Below are 18,561 nucleotides of genomic sequence, written 5' to 3'. Positions count from 1 at the left end.
CTTTATTTGGAAATTATTATTTAAACGGTTATTAATTCGTAAATTTGCATCCTTAAAATTAAACATCGATGAGTAATATCAGAATTACAAAACAATTTAGTTTCGAAACTGGACATGCATTGTACGGTTACGACGGAAAATGCAAGAACGTTCACGGGCACAGTTATAAATTATCGGTAACTGTTATTGGTTCGCCAATTACAGATCGATCGAATGTAAAGTTCGGAATGGTGATTGATTTTTCGGATCTAAAGAAAATTGTAAAAGAAGAAATCGTCGATCAGTTTGACCATGCAACTGTTTTTAACCAAACAACGCCGCACATCGAATTGGCTAATGAATTAAAAAATCGCGGTCATCACGTTATTTTGGTAGATTATCAGCCAACTAGTGAAAATATGGTAGTTGATTTTGCTGAAAGAATTGTAGCAAGACTTCCAGAAGGAATTTCTCTTTTTTCACTAAAACTTCAGGAAACAGAATCTTCTTTTGCAGAATGGTACGCTTCTGATAATTTGTAAAAAGATTAATTTTCAATTTTTTAAATTCCAAATTCCAAACTCTTTGACTTCGCTCATATAGTTAAAGTCTAAAATTCTAAGAAGTCTAGTAATCTAAAAATCTAAATGAAAAAAATATATTTTGCTTCAGATCAGCATTTTGGTGCGCCTACTCCAGAGTTAAGTTTGCCTCGCGAAAAGAAATTCGTGGCTTGGCTTGATGAGGTTAAAGAAGATGCAGAAGCGATTTTTTTGTTGGGTGATTTATTTGATTTTTGGTTCGAATACAAAACGGTTGTTCCAAAAGGATTTGTACGCATTTTAGGCAAACTGGCAGAAATTCGCGATAGCGGCATCCCAATTTATTTTTTCGTCGGAAATCATGATTTATGGATGAATGATTATTTTGAAACCGAATTGAATATTCCAGTTTATCACGATAACAAAGAGTTTACTTTTAACGGAAAAACCTTTTTAATTGGTCACGGCGACGGAAAAGGTCCTGGTGATAAAGGTTATAAAAGAATGAAAAAGGTATTTACGAATCCGTTTTCAAAATGGCTTTTTCGATGGCTTCATCCAGATGTTGGGGTTAGTTTAGCACAATATTTATCAGTTAAAAATAAATTGATTTCCGGCGATGAAGACATTAAGTTTTTAGGAGAAGAAAAAGAGTGGCTGATATTGTACGCTAAGCGCAAACTAGAAACTAAACATTATAATTATTTCATTTTCGGACATCGTCATTTACCAATGATTGTTCCAGTCGGTGAAAATTCTGAATACGTGAATCTAGGTGACTGGATTGGCTATTTTACTTATGGTGTTTTTGACGGCGAAACTTTCGAATTGAAAAAATTCGAAAAATAATTACTTCTTTTTAGTCGGATAAATTCCGATTTTGTGTGTTCTCAATATATAATTCGAAAGTTGTTTACTGTTCGAAAGCTGAAAACTAATTGCATTGGAAGCTTTTTTCGGCATGTGGCATTCTACACAATTGTCGGCTAATAACTTTTCAGGCATGCTTTTAAGCGTTGTTTCCTTGTGTTTTAAACCTTGATGACAGCTCATACAGATTTTAGAATACGACGCCATGTTTTTAGAAGCATTTTCATGCGGATTATGACAGGTAATACAATCCATTTTTTCGCTGTTGATAAAACATTTACTCTGCGCCATTAATCGGAATTGATTTCCATGAACATCAAATTGAGTGGTGTCGTTTATACTTCTGGTTTCCCGAAAGAAGTCTGAAAGATTATCTCCAGGCTTAAATTCAAAACGAGATTTTAACTTCATTCCGTCATTTCCTGCGTGGCACAACGCACAGGCATCTAGTTTTTGCTGTCGGTTCAGTGTTTTAAAACTGGTAATACTGTTTGCGACTTTCACGTTTGGATTTTTTAAATGAAATTCGACATGTTTTTTGGCAGGACCGTGGCAGCGTTCGCAGTCAATTCCGTAAACAATTGTTTTTTTATTGATCACATCTTCTATGTCCATCGACATAAAATTTTTCTCTGCAGAACTTTGATCAACTGTTCTGGAACTGATGTTAGAACTGTGGCAGGCGTAACAATCTTTTACGACCATTCTGTCAAAATAAGGTTTATCAGCTGGAAAGCCCGGACTTGTTGCCCAATTATTTACAGAATGATAGTAAGAAAGCGGTAATTCGTAAGTGTTATTGTTTCTCCAATAAACAGAAGTTTGCGCATGCTTGGTTCCAAAGACAATTTCAAATTTATACTTGGCTGTTTCTTTACCTTTTTTGTATAGAACCTGATACAAACTGTCGCCATGTTTTTCCATCACCAATTTGGTTTCTTTGTCATAAATAAATGTATGATTTTTAGAGTCGAAATCTCCGGAAACATTTTCGAGTATGGCTGGTGCAGTCGCTTTGAAATGAGAACTGTGAAAGACCATTTCAGACTGCGTTTTATGACATTGAACACAGCTTTCTGAACCCGCGTAATCAGTGCCGCGAGGATCAATATATTCTTCTGATTTATTGGTGCAGCTGATCAGAAATAAGGAAAGAATTAAAAATACAGCTTTTTTCATTGCTGTAAATATACTTTTTTTTGAATTGAATCAAAATATATTTCAATAATGAAAAAATGTTGTTAAATTATTTAGAATGCTTTCTAATTCATGCCAACTCCATAAACATATTCGTCCAATTCAATTTTGAATAAAGAACCTTCCACTAAATCTTTAATCGACTTTAATTCGGTCATATTTACTGCCAGATCAATAGAATTGCATGGTGTTTTAAGTAGAAATTTATGGCAGGAATATTTCATTTCACAGGCTTCACAACACGCATTTTCAATCATACTGTCTTCAATTAAATTGCAGAAAAGATTTAATTCTTCTATAGTAAAGTAGAAACCAGTCTCTTTAAAAACCAATTGCACTTTGTCTGAAATCGTAATGTTATGATCTTTCCAGTAAAAAGCTATTCCAAAATTGTTATGATATATTTGTTCAATTTCTCTCATTGTAAAACCTTTTATGCCAACAAATATAAATATTATTTATATTAATTCTAAATTAAAAGGTTGTAAAAACAATAAAATTATATATGATGACGTCGTAAATATTTTATTGACACATCGTGTTGAGGTAAAATGTCAAACTTTGACCGCTTTTGGACCAGTTTGCCATATTTCTTTCTCTGTAAAAACTATTTTCGGTTGCTGATACAGCAGTTGAAATAGCAAAGAATTTACTTTTTTCATTGCTTTTTACACTTTCAATCCATTGAATCGTAACGGCAATATCTCCCATTTCTTTGTCCAGATAAATGTCATAAGGTTTCAAGTCAACTGTGAACAAGCCAAGTTTGTTGTCTTTTACTTCAAAAACAATGTCTTTATCAATTAATATTGTGGAGGGTAAATTGTTTTCTACTTTGTAAAAATTAAGCCTGAATTTAATCGACTTGAACTCATTCGAAGTAATATTAAAATTGAAATCATTCACTTTACAGTCTTTTTTTATGCGTAATTCCATTCCTTTTTCACGACTTAAATAATCGTCAACAGTTTTGTCGAAAGCATAGAAAAAGTTAGAATGCATGAGCGAAAGTCCTTTTGAACTTCTTCCAAATTGTTTAGGTTTAGGTTTTTTGAAAGTTACAACAACTTCCTTTAATGCATTTTCAGAAGGCGTCATTGCCACAACATTATTTTTTGATTGTAAGTGACTTACTAAAACTTTTTTGGCCTCAAAGCCAATATGAGAAAAAACAATTGTATCGTTTAAGCTGACTTTTTCACTAAGCTTTAAAACGAAATTTCCATTTGCATTTGATACTGTTCCAGAATTTTTCCTAGCAATGCCGATATTTACATATTCTAAAGCTGAATTGTTTTGCGAATTTTTGACATCGCCGGAGATAGTATTTTCCTGAGCGTAAATTGCAAAAGATAAGAAGACAAAAAGTAGAGTAGAAGTATATTTCATTTGCTTTTTTTAAATAAAGAAATGAAATAAGATTAAAAATGAATGTTACTTTATCCAATTTTTAACATTTGAAAGAAACTCATTTTGCTGATCTACAAATAAATAGTGAGAGCAGTTGCCTAATAAAGTAAAATGGTTTTTACCCACAAGATTTTTAAGAGATTTAATTTGTGCCGAAGAAAAAATGCCGTCCTGTTTTCCGTAAATGCCAAAAATAGGTACGCCCGAAGCTTTGATTTTCTTTAAAATTGATCGAGTATCGATATTGTTTTGCTTTTCATTTTGATAAAAAAGAAGAGGTGCATTTTGGTTTCGGATGTTACTTTTGTAAAATTTGCCACCTTCATAAGCAGCGTATAATTTTGTATACGCTGTAGTTGGATTTGGCATTTTAAAAAAACCGTTTTCTCCAGCAAGTTCGAAACATCCTTTTCGATACTCAGCTGAGTTTTTATCTAAATTTTCTACAATATTTATTTTCTTTAATTGTTGAGAATCATTGCTGTGCTTCTTCTTTAAAGTGTCTAAAATATGAGTGTAAGTTTCCTGCTGCGAAAATAAAGCGCCAGCCAAAATTAAAGCACTTACATTTTGAGGATATTTATGGGTGTAAAGCGTCGCAACCAAACCACCAAAACTATGACTCAGCAAAACGGCACTCTTTAAATGATATTTTGAATAAATAGAATTTAAATCCAGAAAAGCTTCTTTGTACGTAAATGTTGCATTTGGATCTGCAGATCTTCCTTCTCCTCTTCTGTCGTATGCAATAATATAGAAACCTTCGTCAGCTAGTTTTTGGGCTGTCGTTCCTTCAAACAATGTTGCATTTCCACTTGGACCTCCGTGAATAAAAATTATGGGTTTGTTTTTTTTGTCTCCGTAGGTTTTGATGTAAAGATTTTGTCCGTTTGCAAAAAAGGATAATAATAGAGAAAGAAAAAGAAAAAGGGACTTCATCTAATCCAATTTCTGATGATCTTCCATATCTCTATGAAGATCTAAATTTCTAAATGTCGGCGATTTTAAGGCTGTAACAACAACAGTCAAAAGTGTTATGCTTCCTCCAAATACAACAGAGGTTACTGCTCCCATTAATTTTGCAGTCGCACCACTTTCAAAAGCACCTAATTCATTAGAAGATCCAACAAAAATTGAGTTTACGGCACCAACACGCCCACGCATATGATCGGGAGTTTTAAGTTGTAAAATCGTTTGGCGGATTACTACGGAAATTCCATCAGCCAGTCCGCTTAAAAATAAGGCGAAAACAGAAAGCCAGAAATAAGTAGAAAGTCCAAATAAGATAATCGACAATCCAAAAACAAATATGGCTATTAAAAGTTTCTTACCTGCATTTTTATATAACGGCACATAAGCAGAAATAAGCATGGTAATGAAAGCTCCTACAGCAGGAGCAGCTCTTAAAATCCCAAAACCTTCTGAGCCGACTTTTAAAATATCTTGTGCAAAGACGGGCAGCAATGCTACAGCTCCTCCAAAAAGAACGGCGATCATGTCTAGCGATAAAGCGCCTAAAACAATTTGATTTCGGAATACAAAAGTCAAACCTTCGGTCAAGCTATCTTTGATTGATTCTCCAATCTTCGGATTTATAATTGGTTTTTTACTGATTTGTGATAGCGCAACTAAAGAAAGAAGCGAAAACCCAAATACCAGACACATTGACCAGTGAACCCCGATCCAGTTAATGGAAAATCCCGCAAGTGCTGGGCCCATAACGGCTCCGATCTGCCAAACCGAACTGCTCCAAGTTGCAGCGTTTGGGTATACTTTTTTAGGAATAATAAGAGATAAAAGAGAGAAAATAGTTGGTCCAAGAAAAGCACGTACTAAACCTCCAAAAAATACTAATGCATAAATCGAATACAAAATGACAGTTGAAGACCATCCGCCAACAATTTTAGGCCAAGTCAATAAAAACAGTCCAAAGCTGATTACCGAAAAACCTAAAATACATTTTACCAATAAACCTTTTTTCTCTCTTTGATCGACAATATGTCCGGCAAACAATGCCATAGAAACGGCAGGAATAACTTCCATTAAACCGATAATCCCTAACGAAAGCGGATTTTTAGTCAAACTGTAAACTTCCCATTCAATAACAATAAACTGCATTGACCAGGCAAAAACCATCGCAAAACGCAATAATAAAAACACATTGAATTCTCTATAGCGCAGCGCCTGATAAGGATCGGGCTTATTGGATTTAATCTCTTCCATTTGTTCTAATGTCTTTCAGCATAAGCTGTGTTGAAATATTTCCGTTCCATTCATTTTCGGCAATACAATACGCCAATTGAAATGGATTTTGATTTTGTACAATATTAAGTTTTTTTCCGAGTCCAAACCCAATTGCAGCAATTCCGTCAGTCCCGATACTTCGGGGCTGTTTGACAAAAAGTCTTAAATGTTCTTCTTCAGCGCCCAGAGTTTTGGCATAGCCTGTATCTTTTACATCAGAAGTCATAAAGACTGGAGTCATATTTTGAGGACCAAAAGGTTCAAATTGTTTTAGAATTCGAATTAATTTTGGAGTTATATCTGAGAAGTTTATTTCTGCATCAATTTCGATTTCTGGAGTGCGCATTTCGGGCTGAATGGTTTCTTCTACACATTTCTCAAAAGCCTCTTTAAAAAGCTGATAATTTTCGGCTTTTAAAGTCATTCCAGCTGCATACATGTGACCACCAAATTGTTCTAAATGTTGGGAACAGGCATCAAGTGCATTATACACATCAAAACCTTTTACAGATCGGGCAGAAGCCGCATACTTATCACCGCTTTTAGTGAATACTAAAGTCGGACGATAATACGTTTCGATCAATCTTGAAGCTACAATTCCAATCACGCCTTTATGCCAGTCTTCCTGAAAAACAACCGTAGAAAAACGTTCTTCTTCCTGATTTTCGATTATTTGCTGGAAAGCTTCTTTTGTTATTTTTTTGTCTAAATCTTTTCGGTCTGCGTTGTATTGTTCAATTTCCGAAGCGAATTGCTGGGCTTGTTCAAAATCAAATTCGGTTAATAATTCAACCGCATGATTTCCGTGTTTGATTCTTCCTGCAGCGTTAATTCGCGGTGAAATAATAAAAACAACATCTGTAATATCGAGAACTTTCTTTTTTACCTGATGAACCAAAGCTTTAATTCCAGGTCTCGGTTCTGAATTAATTACTTTTAAACCAAAATAAGCCAAAACACGATTTTCTCCCGTAATCGGTACAATATCTGCTGCAATTGCCGTAGCGACCAAATCGAGATAGGGAACTAAATCTTCAATAGTTTCATTTCGGTTTTGACCTAAAGCCTGAATCAACTTAAAACCAACGCCGCAGCCGCATAATTCATCATAAGGGTAGGAGCAGTCCTCTCTTTTTGGGTCAAGAACTGCAACAGCATCTGGGAGAAATTCTCCAGGACGGTGGTGATCGCATACAATGAAATCAATGTTTTTTGCTTTTGCGTAAGCGATATGGTCGATTGATTTGATGCCACAGTCAAGCGCAATAATTAAGGAAATGCCATTATCGTCTGCATAATCAATTCCTTTATACGAAATGCCGTAACCTTCGTTATAACGATCTGGTATATAAGTGGCAATGTTTGGGTAATGTGATTTTAAATACGAAGAAACCAATGAAACCGCTGTTGTTCCGTCAACATCGTAATCACCGAAAACCATAATATTTTCCTGATTCTCAATTGCCGATTCGATTCGAGCGACAGCTTTATCCATATCTTTCATCAAATAAGGATCATGCAAATGTTCTAAAGAAGGGCGAAAGAAATTCTTCGCATCTTCGAAAGTTTCAATACCACGCTGAATCAAAAGTGTTGCTACAAAATCTTCTACATTTAAGGCCTGCGCCAAATGTTTGATTTTATCTTCAGAAGGTCTTGGTTTTAAAGTCCAACGCATTGTTGATTTTAGATTTTAGAGTGTAGATTTTAGATTGCTGATTTCTGAAATTAAAAATCGTTAATCAAAAATCTTAGATAATTATTTTGCTTCCAAAGCATTTCCTTCAAACTGAATTCCGTCCCAGCCTAAGTTGATGAAGTTTCTAATGTTTTGGTGATTGGTTCCGTTTGGATCGCCTAAAACTTCTTCAAAATAAAAAGCTCCAAAGCAAGCTAAAGTTTCTTCTTTGTTCAAATTTTGCAACTTCGCAAAAGAAAATAATTTACAAGAACCTGAATTTTCTCCGGCAGCATTATGCTGTGTTCCGTTTTGAAAAGCAGTTGGAGTAAAGTTGTAATTTTCTTCGATTACTGCAATCGTTTCAGGAAATGTGATTTGTGTAGGAGTTTGTTTTACTTTTTCTAAAAAGGCTTGAATGCTCATTAAATTGTATTTTTAAGTTTCTTGCCACAGATTGCACAGATTACAATGATTTTTTAAAGTGTTTTTTTTGCCACGAATTACACAAATTATCACAAATTTAACTAGTGGAAATTTGTGATAATTTGTGGTAAACCTTTTTTATAATCCGTGATAATCTTTTTAATCTGTGGCATAAATAATTTTAATCTTCTTCTTCATCCTTAGAAAATTTACTTTTCTTAGGTTCTTTTATTATTGTTTTTCCGGCAACGACAACGACGATTTCGCCACGAGGTGCTGTTTTTTCAAAATGCGCTAAAACTTCTTTTGCAGTTCCACGAACATTTTCTTCGTGAAGTTTTGATAATTCACGAGAAACGCAAACTTGTCTGTCTTCTCCAAAATATTGTACAAATTCGGCTAAAGTTTTAACGAGTTTATGCGGCGAAACGTATAAAATCATTGTTCGGGCTTCTTCGGCTAAAGCCAAAAAACGCGTTTGACGTCCTTTTTTATCGGGCAGAAATCCTTCAAAAACAAATTTGTCATTTGGGAGTCCGCTGTTTACCAACGCGGGCACGAAAGCAGTTGCGCCAGGTAGACATTCGACTTCAATTTTATTTTCGACACAAGCGCGCGTCAATAAAAATCCTGGATCTGAAATTGCCGGAGTTCCTGCATCTGAAATTAAAGCAATCGTTTCGCCGGCTTTCAAACGGGCAATTAAATTTTCGGTTGTTTTATGTTCGTTGTGCATATGATGGCTGTGCATGTGCGTGCCAATTTCAAAATGCTTTAAGAGTTTGCCACTTGTTCGGGTGTCCTCAGCCAAAATCAAATCAACTTCTTTCAAAACCCGAATGGCTCTAAAAGTCATGTCCTCAAGATTGCCAATTGGCGTTGGAACGATATATAATTTTGACATATATTTTATTTTATAACACGAATTTCACTAATTGACACAAATTTTCATTGTCTATAAAAATTTCACAAAGAGAAAATTCGTGATAATTCGTGAAATCTGTGTTTTATTTTTTTACGAGAATTTCTTCTCCACAATTCCAAGGAAACGTTCTGCGTAATCGTCTTTCCCTTCCCAATTGTTATAATCTGGTTTTACCATGTTTTCAATAAATTCTTTTGCTTCATCATAAGAATCAAAAGTCATTAATTGATTTAAAACACGGCTGTAATCTTCTGTGCTGTTGCCGAAAAGATTTTTAGTGAATGCAATTCGATCGTTCAAATCAATATGAAAACCTCTTGCCAGTTTTTCATTTAAACTAACCGCTTTTGGCTGTGCAGGAGTTTCAAGAATAGCCGTTTCTGCCTTTTTCTCTTCTTTAAAATCATTGATTGAAGGAGCTTTTGATGGAGGAACAGCCTCAAAACTGTCAACTTTTACAAATTGTGCATCGGCATAATTCACTCCAAAATCTTCAAATAAAATAGTAGGTATTGGAGAAATTTCTGTTTTTGGTTCTTCTTTAACTTCCTCTTTTATTTCTTCAGTTTCTAATTCGAAAGCAGGTTTGAAATCTGGAATTGGTTTTAAATCGTTTACGGTTGTAAATGAAAATTCTTCGATGTTCTCCTTAGGTTCTTCTATCTTTTCACTTTCTTTTTCTGCTTCCACTTCAATAATTTCTGAAACAACTGGTTCCTCAGTTTTTTCAACTTCAGGTTCAATAATTTCAGCAGCAATTGGCTCTGGTGTTTCCTCAATTATTGGTTCAGTAACTTCTGTTACAGCTATCTGTTCTTCAATTTCTTCAGTTTCTTCTGCAATTGGCTCAGGAATTTCGGCAGTGATTTCTTCTTTAACTTCTGGTTCGTAAGATTCCTCGAGTTCAATAACTGCTGAAGCGGCAGGAGTTTCTATTTGAGCGGCAGACGGAGTTATTTCTTCTTTGTCAAAAATTGTTTCCAATTCTGAAGTAATATCATTTTGTCCAATTGTTGGTTTTGCAGCATCGAAATTTTCTTCTACAAACTTTAATACCGCTAATTTCTCATATAATTTCTGAGTTTCAAGATACAATTGATTGATATCGGACTTGTTTTTAAGTTTCAAAATTCGATGTGCAATGCTGATTAAATCGGCTTCCAATTTTTTTTTCATAACTGTTGAAATTATAGTGAATAAGGTATTTTAGTGTATTTAATGTCTGAATGTCTTTATTCTGAAAGAAATCCAAAAGATATTTTTTTATTTCTGTTAATAAGCGTTAGCTGATCTCCGATTTGATAAAAATTTTCTACTTTTGAAAAAATGTAAAACAGCACATTTTTACGTCGATTTATTACCAGTACAAAGTAATAAAAACTATTCATTTTTAAAGGCAGAAAAATACAAAATGTTTCTCGAAAATACAGTAAATCACAAAGAACAATTTGGTTGGATTGAAGTTATTTGTGGATCAATGTTTTCGGGTAAAACCGAGGAATTAATCCGCAGATTAAAACGTGCTCAATTTGCCAAGCAAAAAGTCGAAATTTTCAAACCCGCAATCGATACCCGTTATCATGACGAAATGGTAGTGTCGCACGATGCTAATGAAATTCGTTCCACTCCAGTTCCCGCAGCGGCCAATATTTTAATTTTGGCGCAAGGCTGTGATGTGATTGGTATTGACGAGGCTCAGTTTTTTGATGATGAAATTATTACCGTTTGTAATGATTTAGCCAATCAGGGAATTCGTGTAATTGTTGCTGGACTTGATATGGATTTTAAAGGAAATCCGTTTGGACCAATGCCGGGACTTATGGCAACGGCAGAATATGTAACCAAAGTACATGCAGTTTGTACCAGAACAGGAAATTTGGCCAATTATAGTTTTAGAAAAACAGATAATGACAAATTGGTTATGCTGGGTGAAACTGAAGAATATGAACCACTTAGCCGTGCAGCGTATTTTAATGCAATGAAGAAAAACGAGGAAAAATAGCTGGCCTTTTAATATTTACTTAGCAACGTAAGAAAGAAAATTATGAGAAAACAGAATCTTTTATTATTAATTATAATTGGTGTTGCCTTGGCCGCCGCCGCTTTTTTTCAATTTTATCTTTCTGAAAATGCTGATGAAGTAAATACCGAAGTAAAGGAATTGGTTGAAAAATACAATAAAAATTGTCCGTTGACAATTCAGCAGGGAATTCGCCTAGACAGCGTGATTTTGCCTGAAGAAAGGGTTGTGCAATACAATTTAACATTAATGAATGTGGTTAAGGAAACTGCAGAAGTCAATGTAATTCAGAAAGAAATTGAAAAAAGTCTCGTAAGTACAGCAAAGGCAAATCCTGGACTTCAGGTTTTTAGAGATAATGATTATACATTAAATTACAGTTACAGCGACAAAAACAAAGTGTTTTTATTTAATGTGAAGATATTTCCAGATCAATATAAATAATTTAGCGTTTAAGAGACGTTTTAAACCCGACAGGTTTTTAAAACCTGTCGGGTTTCTTGTTTTAAAGAAGTAATATTTCATTCCGTAGGAATGTCTCATCGGTAGATATAATTTGATTTGAGCGATTTACGTTCCGTAGGAACGTTTGATTAAGGATAAATTATTGTTGAGTTTAATTCCGTAAACAGGCGTTACTACGGAACAAATTCAACACGTAAATTTTTGCTGCCGATCAAATATTTCTAACGGAATAACGAATTCAACATCATTTGAGTGAATTAATAAAAAAAACCTAACAGGTTTTAAAACCTGTTAGGTTTGCTATTCGCTATAAAAACTTAACTTTTCTTAATCTCTTTATGATTGAAAAATGAAAATCTAAATTTTCTTTCTCATTCTCGCAACCGGGATATCAAGCTGCTCCCGATATTTTGCAATTGTTCTTCTGGCAATTGGATATCCTTTTTCTTTTAAGATTTCGGCCAATTGATCGTCTGGCAAAGGTTTTTTCTTGTCTTCTTCTTCAATTGTATTCTTTAGGATTTTTTTGATTTCCAAAGTCGAAACATCTTCTCCCTGATCGTTTTTCATCGCTTCGGAGAAGAATTCTTTAATTAGTTTTGTTCCGTACGGTGTTTCAACATATTTACTGTTGGCTACACGCGAAATTGTCGAAATATCTAAACCAACCATATCTGCAATATCTTTTAAGATCATTGGTTTTAGTTTGGTTTCGTCACCGTCTAAGAAAAATTCTTCCTGATAATGCATAATAGCATTCATTGTTACAAAAAGTGTTTCCTGACGTTGTCTAATCGCATCGATAAACCATTTAGCCGAATCTAACTTTTGCTTGATAAACTGAACTGCATCTTTTTGAGCGGTCGATTTATCGCGAGAATCCTTATATGTCTGCATCATTTCCTGATAATCTTTAGAAACGTGCAGAGAAGGAGCATTTCTTCCGTTTAAAGTCAATTCAAGCTCGCCGTCGACAATTCTGATCGCGAAATCAGGAACTACATTTTCAGTTACTTTATTGTTTCCAGTATAAGATCCACCCGGTTTTGGGTTTAGTCTCTCAATTTCGTGAATGCCTTTTTTAAGCTGTTCGTTAGAGACACTGTATTTCTGCAATAACTTATCGTAATGTTTTTTCGTAAAAGCATCAAACTGATTTTCGATAATATCAATTGCCAGATCAACATATTCAGTTGGTGTTTTATGCTTTAATTGAAGCAGTAAACATTCCTGTAAATCTCGCGCACCAACTCCCGAAGGTTCTAACTCGTGAATCACGGTCATCATTTTTTCGACCATTGCTTCATCAGTATAAATTCCCTGAGTAAAAGCCATGTCGTCTACAATATCCGGAATGCTTCTGCGGATGTAACCCATATCGTCAATACTTCCCACAAGGAATTCGGCGATTTCGCGTTCTTCGTCGTTTAAAATAAAAGTATTCAGCTGATTGATTAAATCCTGATGAAAACTAATTGGCGAAGCAAAAGGTGTTTCGCGTTCTTCGTCTTCACTGTAATTATTCACCTGAGTTTTGTAATCAGGCGTATCGTCGTCGCTTAGGTATTCGTCAATATTAATATCGTCTGCTTCGATTCTGTCAGATTCTGCATCATCATAATCGTCGTAGTCTTCATTGGCAAATTCATCTGCTTCGTATTCATCTTCTTTTCCAGCTTCCAGAGCCGGATTTTCGTTCATTTCTTCTAATAAACGTTGCTCAAAAGCTTGCGTAGGCAATTGAATTAACTTCATCAGCTGAATTTGCTGTGGAGATAATTTTTGGGATAATTTTAAATTTAAAAATTGCTTTAGCATTTGTTTTTGTTAAAAGTTTCAAGTTTCAAGTTTCAGGTTTTCCAACTGAACGGACAACCTAAAACCTGAAACTTGAAAACAAATTTTATAATTTTAGTTCAAGTTTCACTAACTTGAAACCTGAAACTTGAAACTTTTTTAAACTAAATTTTTTAGAATTCCGCGCTGCCCGGAGTTCTTGGGAAAGGAATTACGTCTCTAATGTTTGTCATTCCTGTAACAAACAATACCAAACGCTCAAATCCTAAACCAAAACCTGCGTGAGTTGCAGAACCAAATCTTCTGGTGTCTAAATACCAGTATAATTCTTCTTCGTCGATGTTTAAAGCTTTCATTTTTTCAACCAAAACATCGTAACGCTCTTCTCTTTCAGAACCTCCAACAATTTCTCCAATTCCAGGGAAAAGAATATCCATTGCGCGAACTGTTTCTCTTCCTGGTTCAGTGTTGTCATTCAAACGCATGTAAAACGCTTTAATGTTTGCTGGATAATCGTATAAAATTACAGGACATTTAAAGTGCTTTTCAACTAAATAACGCTCGTGTTCTGACTGTAAATCAGCTCCCCATTCGTTAATTAAGTAGCTGAATTTTTTCTTTTTATTTGGAGTGGAATCTCTTAAAATGTCAATTGCCTCAGTATAAGAAACACGTTTGAAGTTGTTTTCTAAAACAAAGTTCAATTTCTCTAACAACGCCATTTCGCTTCTTTCTGCCTGTGGTTTAGATTTTTCTTCTTCAAGAAGTCTTCCCTCTAAGAATTTCAAATCATCTTTACAGTTGTCTAAAGCATATTTAATTACGTACTGAATAAAATCTTCAGCCAAATCCATATTGTCATCCAAATCATTGAAAGCAACTTCAGGCTCGATCATCCAGAATTCTGCCAAGTGACGAGAAGTATTTGAATTCTCCGCTCTAAATGTTGGTCCAAAAGTATAAATCTGACCCAAAGCCATTGCAAAAGTTTCCCCTTCTAATTGTCCAGAAACCGTTAAGTTGGTGTGTTTTCCAAAGAAATCTTTTTTGAAATCAATGTTTCCTTCTTCATTTTTTGGAAGATTATCCAAAGGCAATGAAGTTACTTGAAACATTTCTCCAGCACCCTCAGCATCAGCTCCAGTGATAATTGGCGTATTTACATACACAAAACCTTTATTCTGAAAATATTTGTGAACTGCATAAGACAATACAGAACGTACACGCATAATTGCTCCAAAAGCATTTGTACGTACACGCAAGTGAGCGTTTTCACGTAGAAACTCTAAAGAGTGTTTTTTAGGCTGCATTGGGAATTTCTCCGCATCAGAATCTCCAAGAATTTCAAGTTTGTTCACTTGAATTTCATATTTCTGACCTGCACCTTTACTTTCAACCAAAGTTCCAATTACAGAAACTGCTGCTCCAGTTGTGATTCTTTTTAAAGTCTCTTCTGGTGTATTTTCAAAATCAACAACACATTGAATATTATTAATTGTAGAACCGTCATTTAAAGCGATGAACTGATTATTTCTAAAAGTTCTCACCCAACCTTTTGCATTCACTTCCTGTAACGTCGTCGTACTGTTTAATAAGTCTCTAACTTTTGTGTGTTTCATTTTTATATATAATTGATATTAAATAATATTCGTTTTGAACAACTGCAAATATAATCGATAATAATTAATTTTTGAAGCGGATTCCTGCTCTTCGCTATATCTTTCTGTTTTTAAAGAAAAAACAGAAAGGATACCGCTTCGATCAGGGCTAGGGCACTCGGTTTCAAAAGAAGCAATTTTACTGATATTTTGTATTTCTCTCATTTTTGTCATTTCGATCCCGAGGCTTCGGGAGAGAAATCTCCGCAAGTAGCTCCGTCTAGTATTTCCTAGCTTTGCGGAATATATTGCGGAGATTTCTCCTTCGTAGAAATGACAAACTTTATGTTAAATGCTGGAACTTCCCAAGATTGTCATATAGTACTTTTAGAAGTTCATCATGATTTAAATCCATTGAGATTGCTGAAAGTACAAATGGCGCACCGTAATTCTTTAAATTAAATTCTATTAATTTTTTTCTCATGTAATTACTCTCGTTTTCAATCCAATAACTAGGATTGTTAACTTCAATAAGAACCATTTTTTGGTTATGCATTTTTAATTCAGAAAAACTTTCAACATTCTTCCATTTTATGGATTCAGAAGTAGAATTTTCTGGATTGACATTAATTCCATTTTCATCAATGATTAAAAATAATTTCTTTTTTATCAATTGTTTTAATGAAACATAGATTCCTGCTCCACAAAATAAACTTATAACGGATAATAAAACTTTTAATAAAATGGCTTTTTCAATGCTAGTAATTGCACTATAGTTGGTTGTTAGCAGGATATAAACTGCCCCAATAAAACATATAAGAGATATTATTAATATTGGGGCTGATTTTTTTTTACTTGAATATATTTCTATCTTTTTCATTATTCATTTCTATAAACAATTTCCTTATAAGGCTTAATAAACCTTACTTCTCCAAATTCTCCAATTCCTCTTTCTTTGTTTTCTTCTTCTCGAAAGTTAGAACAAGCGATGGTAAAACCACCAAGTTAGCAAACATCGCAAAAACCAAAGTACAAGAAATTAATCCTCCTAAAGCAATTGTTCCGCTGAAACTTGATAAAGTGAAAGTTGCAAAACCTAAAATCAAAACCACAGAAGTATAAAAAGTACTTACTCCAGTTTCTCTTAAAGCGCTGAAAACAGATTTTTTTACTTTTCCTTTGTTTTGAATCAACTCATCTTTGTATTTCGCCATAAACTGAATTGCATTATCAACCGAGATTCCGAATGCGATACTGAATACCAAAATTGTTGAAGGTTTTAACGGAATTCCAAAATACCCCATTAATCCAGATGTAATACAAAGTGGTAAAATATTTGTGATTAAAGAAGCTGCGACCATTTTAAAAGATCTGAATAAATATAGCATCAAAATTGCAATTGTCAAAATTGCAAAAAGCAATGACTCAATTAAGTTGTGCGCCAGATAAGTAGTTCCTTTTTGGAAAACTAATGCTTTTCCGGTAACGGTAACTTCAAAACGATCTTTAGGGAAAATTTCATCAATTTTTTTGTGTAATTTCTCTTCCACTTTTGCCATTTCATCAGTTCCGATATCTTTCATGAAAGTTGTGATTCTGGCATATTGTCCAGTTGAATCAACGTAAGCTTTCATTAAATTCTCTTTGCTGTTTTTGGTTGCGTTTTTAGCATAACTTAAAATAAAAGTCTGCTCTTGCGAAGTTGGCAATTGGTAATATTCTGGGTTTCCATTGTAAAAAGCTTGTTTAGAATATTTAACCAAATTTACCACAGAAACTGGTTTTGCCAACTCAGGAATTTCAGAAATTGTATTTTGAAGTTCGTCCATTTTACGAATAGTCGAAGCCTTCATAACACCTTTTTTCTTTTTGGTGTCCACCATGATTTCAAGCGGCATAACTCCGTTGAATTCTTTTTCGTAGAACAAAATATCCTTAAAGAAAGAGGCGCTTTTTGGCATTTCACCAATTAAACTTCCTGAAACTTTCATTTGTCTCACTCCATTTAAACTTACAAGAAATAGAACAGCGTAAATACAGTAAACGATTGTCTTTTTGCCTTTAACGATTGTTGTAACCGTATTTAAAAGAGTCGAAATATAAGTTTTATCTAAGTGATATAAATGTTTTGCTTTTGGCAATGGCATAAAACTGTAAATAATTGGCACAATAAAAAGTGTCAAAGTATAAACAGAAAGCACGTTGATAGAAGTTACTAAACCAAATTCAAAAAGGAGTTCGTTTCCTGTAATCATCAAGGTAGCAAAACCAATTGCAGCTGTTAAATTGGTCATCAAAGTCGAAGAACCAATTTTTGAAATAACACGCTGTAACGCTTTTGCCTGATTGTTATGTAATTTGATTTCCTGCTGGTATTTATTAATCAGGAAAATACAGTTTGTAATTCCGATTACGATAATCAGCGGTGGAATAATAGCTGTTAAAATCGTGATTTTATAACCAAATAACCCTAGTGTTCCAAACGACCATGTTACACCAATAATTAAAATACAAATCGAGATAAACGTAGCTCTAAACGAACGGAAAAAGAAAAAGAAAATCAGAGAAACCGTAAATAAAGACGCTCCAATAAAAAGTCCGATTTCACCTTTCATATTGTCCGCATTGATCGTTCTGATGTACGGCATTCCAGAAACTTTAAGGTCTATTCCTGTCGTCTTTTCAAATTTATCGATTTTAGGAACTAAATCTTTAAGTATGAAAGTTTTTCTTTCGGCAGTATTTACTAGTTTTTTATTGATGTAAACCGCAGAACGAACACTGCCGCTTTCTTTATTGAATAAAAGTCCTTCGTAAAAAGGTAAATTGTGAAATAAATCGTATTGAATAGTTTTTAAGTAAGCAGGGTCAAGTGCTTTTTTCTGATCGATAAACGGATTTAATACGAATTTTTCGTTAACCGTATCTTTTTCCAGTTTTTTCAAATCATTTAAAGAAACAACCAAGTCGACTTCTTTTGATTTCTTCAAACCTGTCATTAATTCATTCCAAGCAGCGTAATTTTTTGGAGTAAAAAACTTAGGATCCTTAAAACCAATAACAACAAGGTTTCCTTCTTCGCCAAATTTGTCTAAGAATTTCTGATATTCTTTGTTCGCAATATGATCTTTAGGAAGCAGATTTGCTTCTGTGTACGTCATAGAAAGGTTTCTCCACTGCAAGGCAAGGAAAACAGTTAAAACAGATAATATTATTAAAATTGTTATTCTGTTTTTAAGTATGATTCGGGCTAACTTTTCCCAAAATCCAACTTGAATCGCGTTTTTCATAAAATCTTTAAAAATGGATGCAAATGTAGTGAAAAGTGCTCGAAATCATAATCAATCGCCTCTATTTTACTTTATGTTAACACAAATGCTTAAAGATTTTACCTTGTGATATATTTCTTT

General features: G+C 34.1%; 18 protein-coding genes. 4 read left to right on the top strand and 14 right to left on the bottom strand.

Annotated features, from left to right (window positions below):
• Positions 1-68: 68 nt before the first annotated feature.
• Together HYN86_RS02880 and HYN86_RS02875 are read left to right on the top strand one after the other, a co-directional pair.
• A complete protein-coding gene (locus HYN86_RS02880) occupies positions 69-521 on the top strand; it encodes a 6-pyruvoyl trahydropterin synthase family protein (RefSeq protein ID WP_111365769.1) in 453 nt (150 codons plus the stop codon).
• A 105-nt stretch (positions 522-626) separates the two neighbouring features.
• On the top strand, positions 627-1,370 hold the full coding sequence (locus HYN86_RS02875) for a UDP-2,3-diacylglucosamine diphosphatase (RefSeq protein ID WP_113676684.1): 744 nt from the start codon (positions 627-629) through the stop codon (positions 1,368-1,370).
• Here HYN86_RS02875 and HYN86_RS02870 read toward each other — a convergent pair whose 3' ends face one another.
• The 9 genes from HYN86_RS02870 to HYN86_RS02830 form a co-directional block, all read right to left on the bottom strand.
• The gene (locus HYN86_RS02870) at positions 1,371-2,570 is read right to left on the bottom strand and encodes a cytochrome c3 family protein (protein WP_113676683.1); all 1,200 of its coding nucleotides are present in this window, start codon (positions 2,568-2,570) and stop codon (positions 1,371-1,373) included.
• Positions 2,571-2,653: 83 nt separating this feature from the next.
• Positions 2,654-3,010, bottom strand: a complete 357-nt coding sequence (locus tag HYN86_RS02865) for a hypothetical protein (protein WP_113676682.1) — start codon at positions 3,008-3,010, stop codon at positions 2,654-2,656.
• Between the two features lie 103 nt (positions 3,011-3,113).
• Positions 3,114-3,977, bottom strand: coding sequence for a carboxypeptidase-like regulatory domain-containing protein (locus HYN86_RS02860; RefSeq protein ID WP_113676681.1), 864 nt, complete (start codon positions 3,975-3,977; stop codon positions 3,114-3,116).
• Positions 3,978-4,022: 45 nt separating this feature from the next.
• Positions 4,023-4,937: an alpha/beta fold hydrolase gene (locus tag HYN86_RS02855; protein ID WP_113676680.1), complete on the bottom strand. Its 915-nt coding sequence runs from the start codon at positions 4,935-4,937 to the stop codon at positions 4,023-4,025.
• Positions 4,938-6,221, bottom strand: coding sequence for an MFS transporter (locus tag HYN86_RS02850; protein ID WP_113676679.1), 1,284 nt, complete (start codon positions 6,219-6,221; stop codon positions 4,938-4,940).
• Complete coding sequence (gene recJ / locus HYN86_RS02845; protein WP_113676678.1) at positions 6,208-7,920, bottom strand: single-stranded-DNA-specific exonuclease RecJ; 1,713 nt, start codon at positions 7,918-7,920, stop codon at positions 6,208-6,210. The genes HYN86_RS02850 and recJ overlap by 14 nt, the downstream gene beginning before the upstream one ends.
• A gap of 81 nt (positions 7,921-8,001) precedes the next feature.
• Positions 8,002-8,346: a HopJ type III effector protein gene (locus tag HYN86_RS02840; RefSeq protein ID WP_113676677.1), complete on the bottom strand. Its 345-nt coding sequence runs from the start codon at positions 8,344-8,346 to the stop codon at positions 8,002-8,004.
• 181 nt (positions 8,347-8,527) lie between these two features.
• Positions 8,528-9,250: a 16S rRNA (cytidine(1402)-2'-O)-methyltransferase gene (gene rsmI, locus HYN86_RS02835; protein ID WP_113676676.1), complete on the bottom strand. Its 723-nt coding sequence runs from the start codon at positions 9,248-9,250 to the stop codon at positions 8,528-8,530.
• A 111-nt stretch (positions 9,251-9,361) separates the two neighbouring features.
• A complete protein-coding gene (locus HYN86_RS02830; RefSeq protein WP_113676675.1) occupies positions 9,362-10,447 on the bottom strand; it encodes a hypothetical protein in 1,086 nt (361 codons plus the stop codon).
• A 235-nt stretch (positions 10,448-10,682) separates the two neighbouring features.
• Between HYN86_RS02830 and HYN86_RS02825 the strand changes: the two genes are divergently transcribed.
• Both HYN86_RS02825 and HYN86_RS02820 read left to right on the top strand, forming a co-directional pair.
• Positions 10,683-11,273: a thymidine kinase gene (locus tag HYN86_RS02825; RefSeq protein WP_057115959.1), complete on the top strand. Its 591-nt coding sequence runs from the start codon at positions 10,683-10,685 to the stop codon at positions 11,271-11,273.
• 42 nt (positions 11,274-11,315) lie between these two features.
• Complete coding sequence (locus tag HYN86_RS02820; protein ID WP_113676674.1) at positions 11,316-11,735, top strand: hypothetical protein; 420 nt, start codon at positions 11,316-11,318, stop codon at positions 11,733-11,735.
• 378 nt (positions 11,736-12,113) lie between these two features.
• Here HYN86_RS02820 and rpoN read toward each other — a convergent pair whose 3' ends face one another.
• The 5 genes from rpoN to HYN86_RS02795 all read right to left on the bottom strand — a co-directional run bounded on the left by rpoN (position 12,114) and on the right by HYN86_RS02795 (position 18,441).
• Positions 12,114-13,574 (bottom strand): RNA polymerase factor sigma-54, encoded by a 1,461-nt coding sequence (gene rpoN, locus HYN86_RS02815; protein ID WP_113676673.1) that lies wholly within the window; start codon positions 13,572-13,574, stop codon positions 12,114-12,116.
• A gap of 152 nt (positions 13,575-13,726) precedes the next feature.
• Positions 13,727-15,172: an asparagine--tRNA ligase gene (asnS, locus tag HYN86_RS02810; protein ID WP_113676672.1), complete on the bottom strand. Its 1,446-nt coding sequence runs from the start codon at positions 15,170-15,172 to the stop codon at positions 13,727-13,729.
• 18 nt (positions 15,173-15,190) lie between these two features.
• Positions 15,191-15,376 carry a hypothetical protein gene (locus HYN86_RS02805; RefSeq protein WP_162789263.1) on the bottom strand — a complete coding sequence of 62 codons (186 nt, stop codon included), beginning with the start codon at positions 15,374-15,376 and terminating at the stop codon, positions 15,191-15,193.
• Positions 15,377-15,494: 118 nt separating this feature from the next.
• A complete protein-coding gene (locus HYN86_RS02800) occupies positions 15,495-16,031 on the bottom strand; it encodes an STM3941 family protein (RefSeq protein WP_113676670.1) in 537 nt (178 codons plus the stop codon).
• Positions 16,032-16,074: 43 nt separating this feature from the next.
• Positions 16,075-18,441, bottom strand: a complete 2,367-nt coding sequence (locus HYN86_RS02795; RefSeq protein ID WP_113676669.1) for an efflux RND transporter permease subunit — start codon at positions 18,439-18,441, stop codon at positions 16,075-16,077.
• Between the last annotated feature and the right edge of the window lie 120 nt (positions 18,442-18,561).

Origin of the sequence: Flavobacterium fluviale (genome assembly GCF_003312915.1) — a bacterium.
GTDB classification, from domain to species: Bacteria; Bacteroidota; Bacteroidia; order Flavobacteriales; family Flavobacteriaceae; genus Flavobacterium; species Flavobacterium fluviale.
The sequence above is the reverse complement of the archived record's forward strand: the minus strand, read 5'-3'. Positions and strand labels throughout refer to the sequence as shown.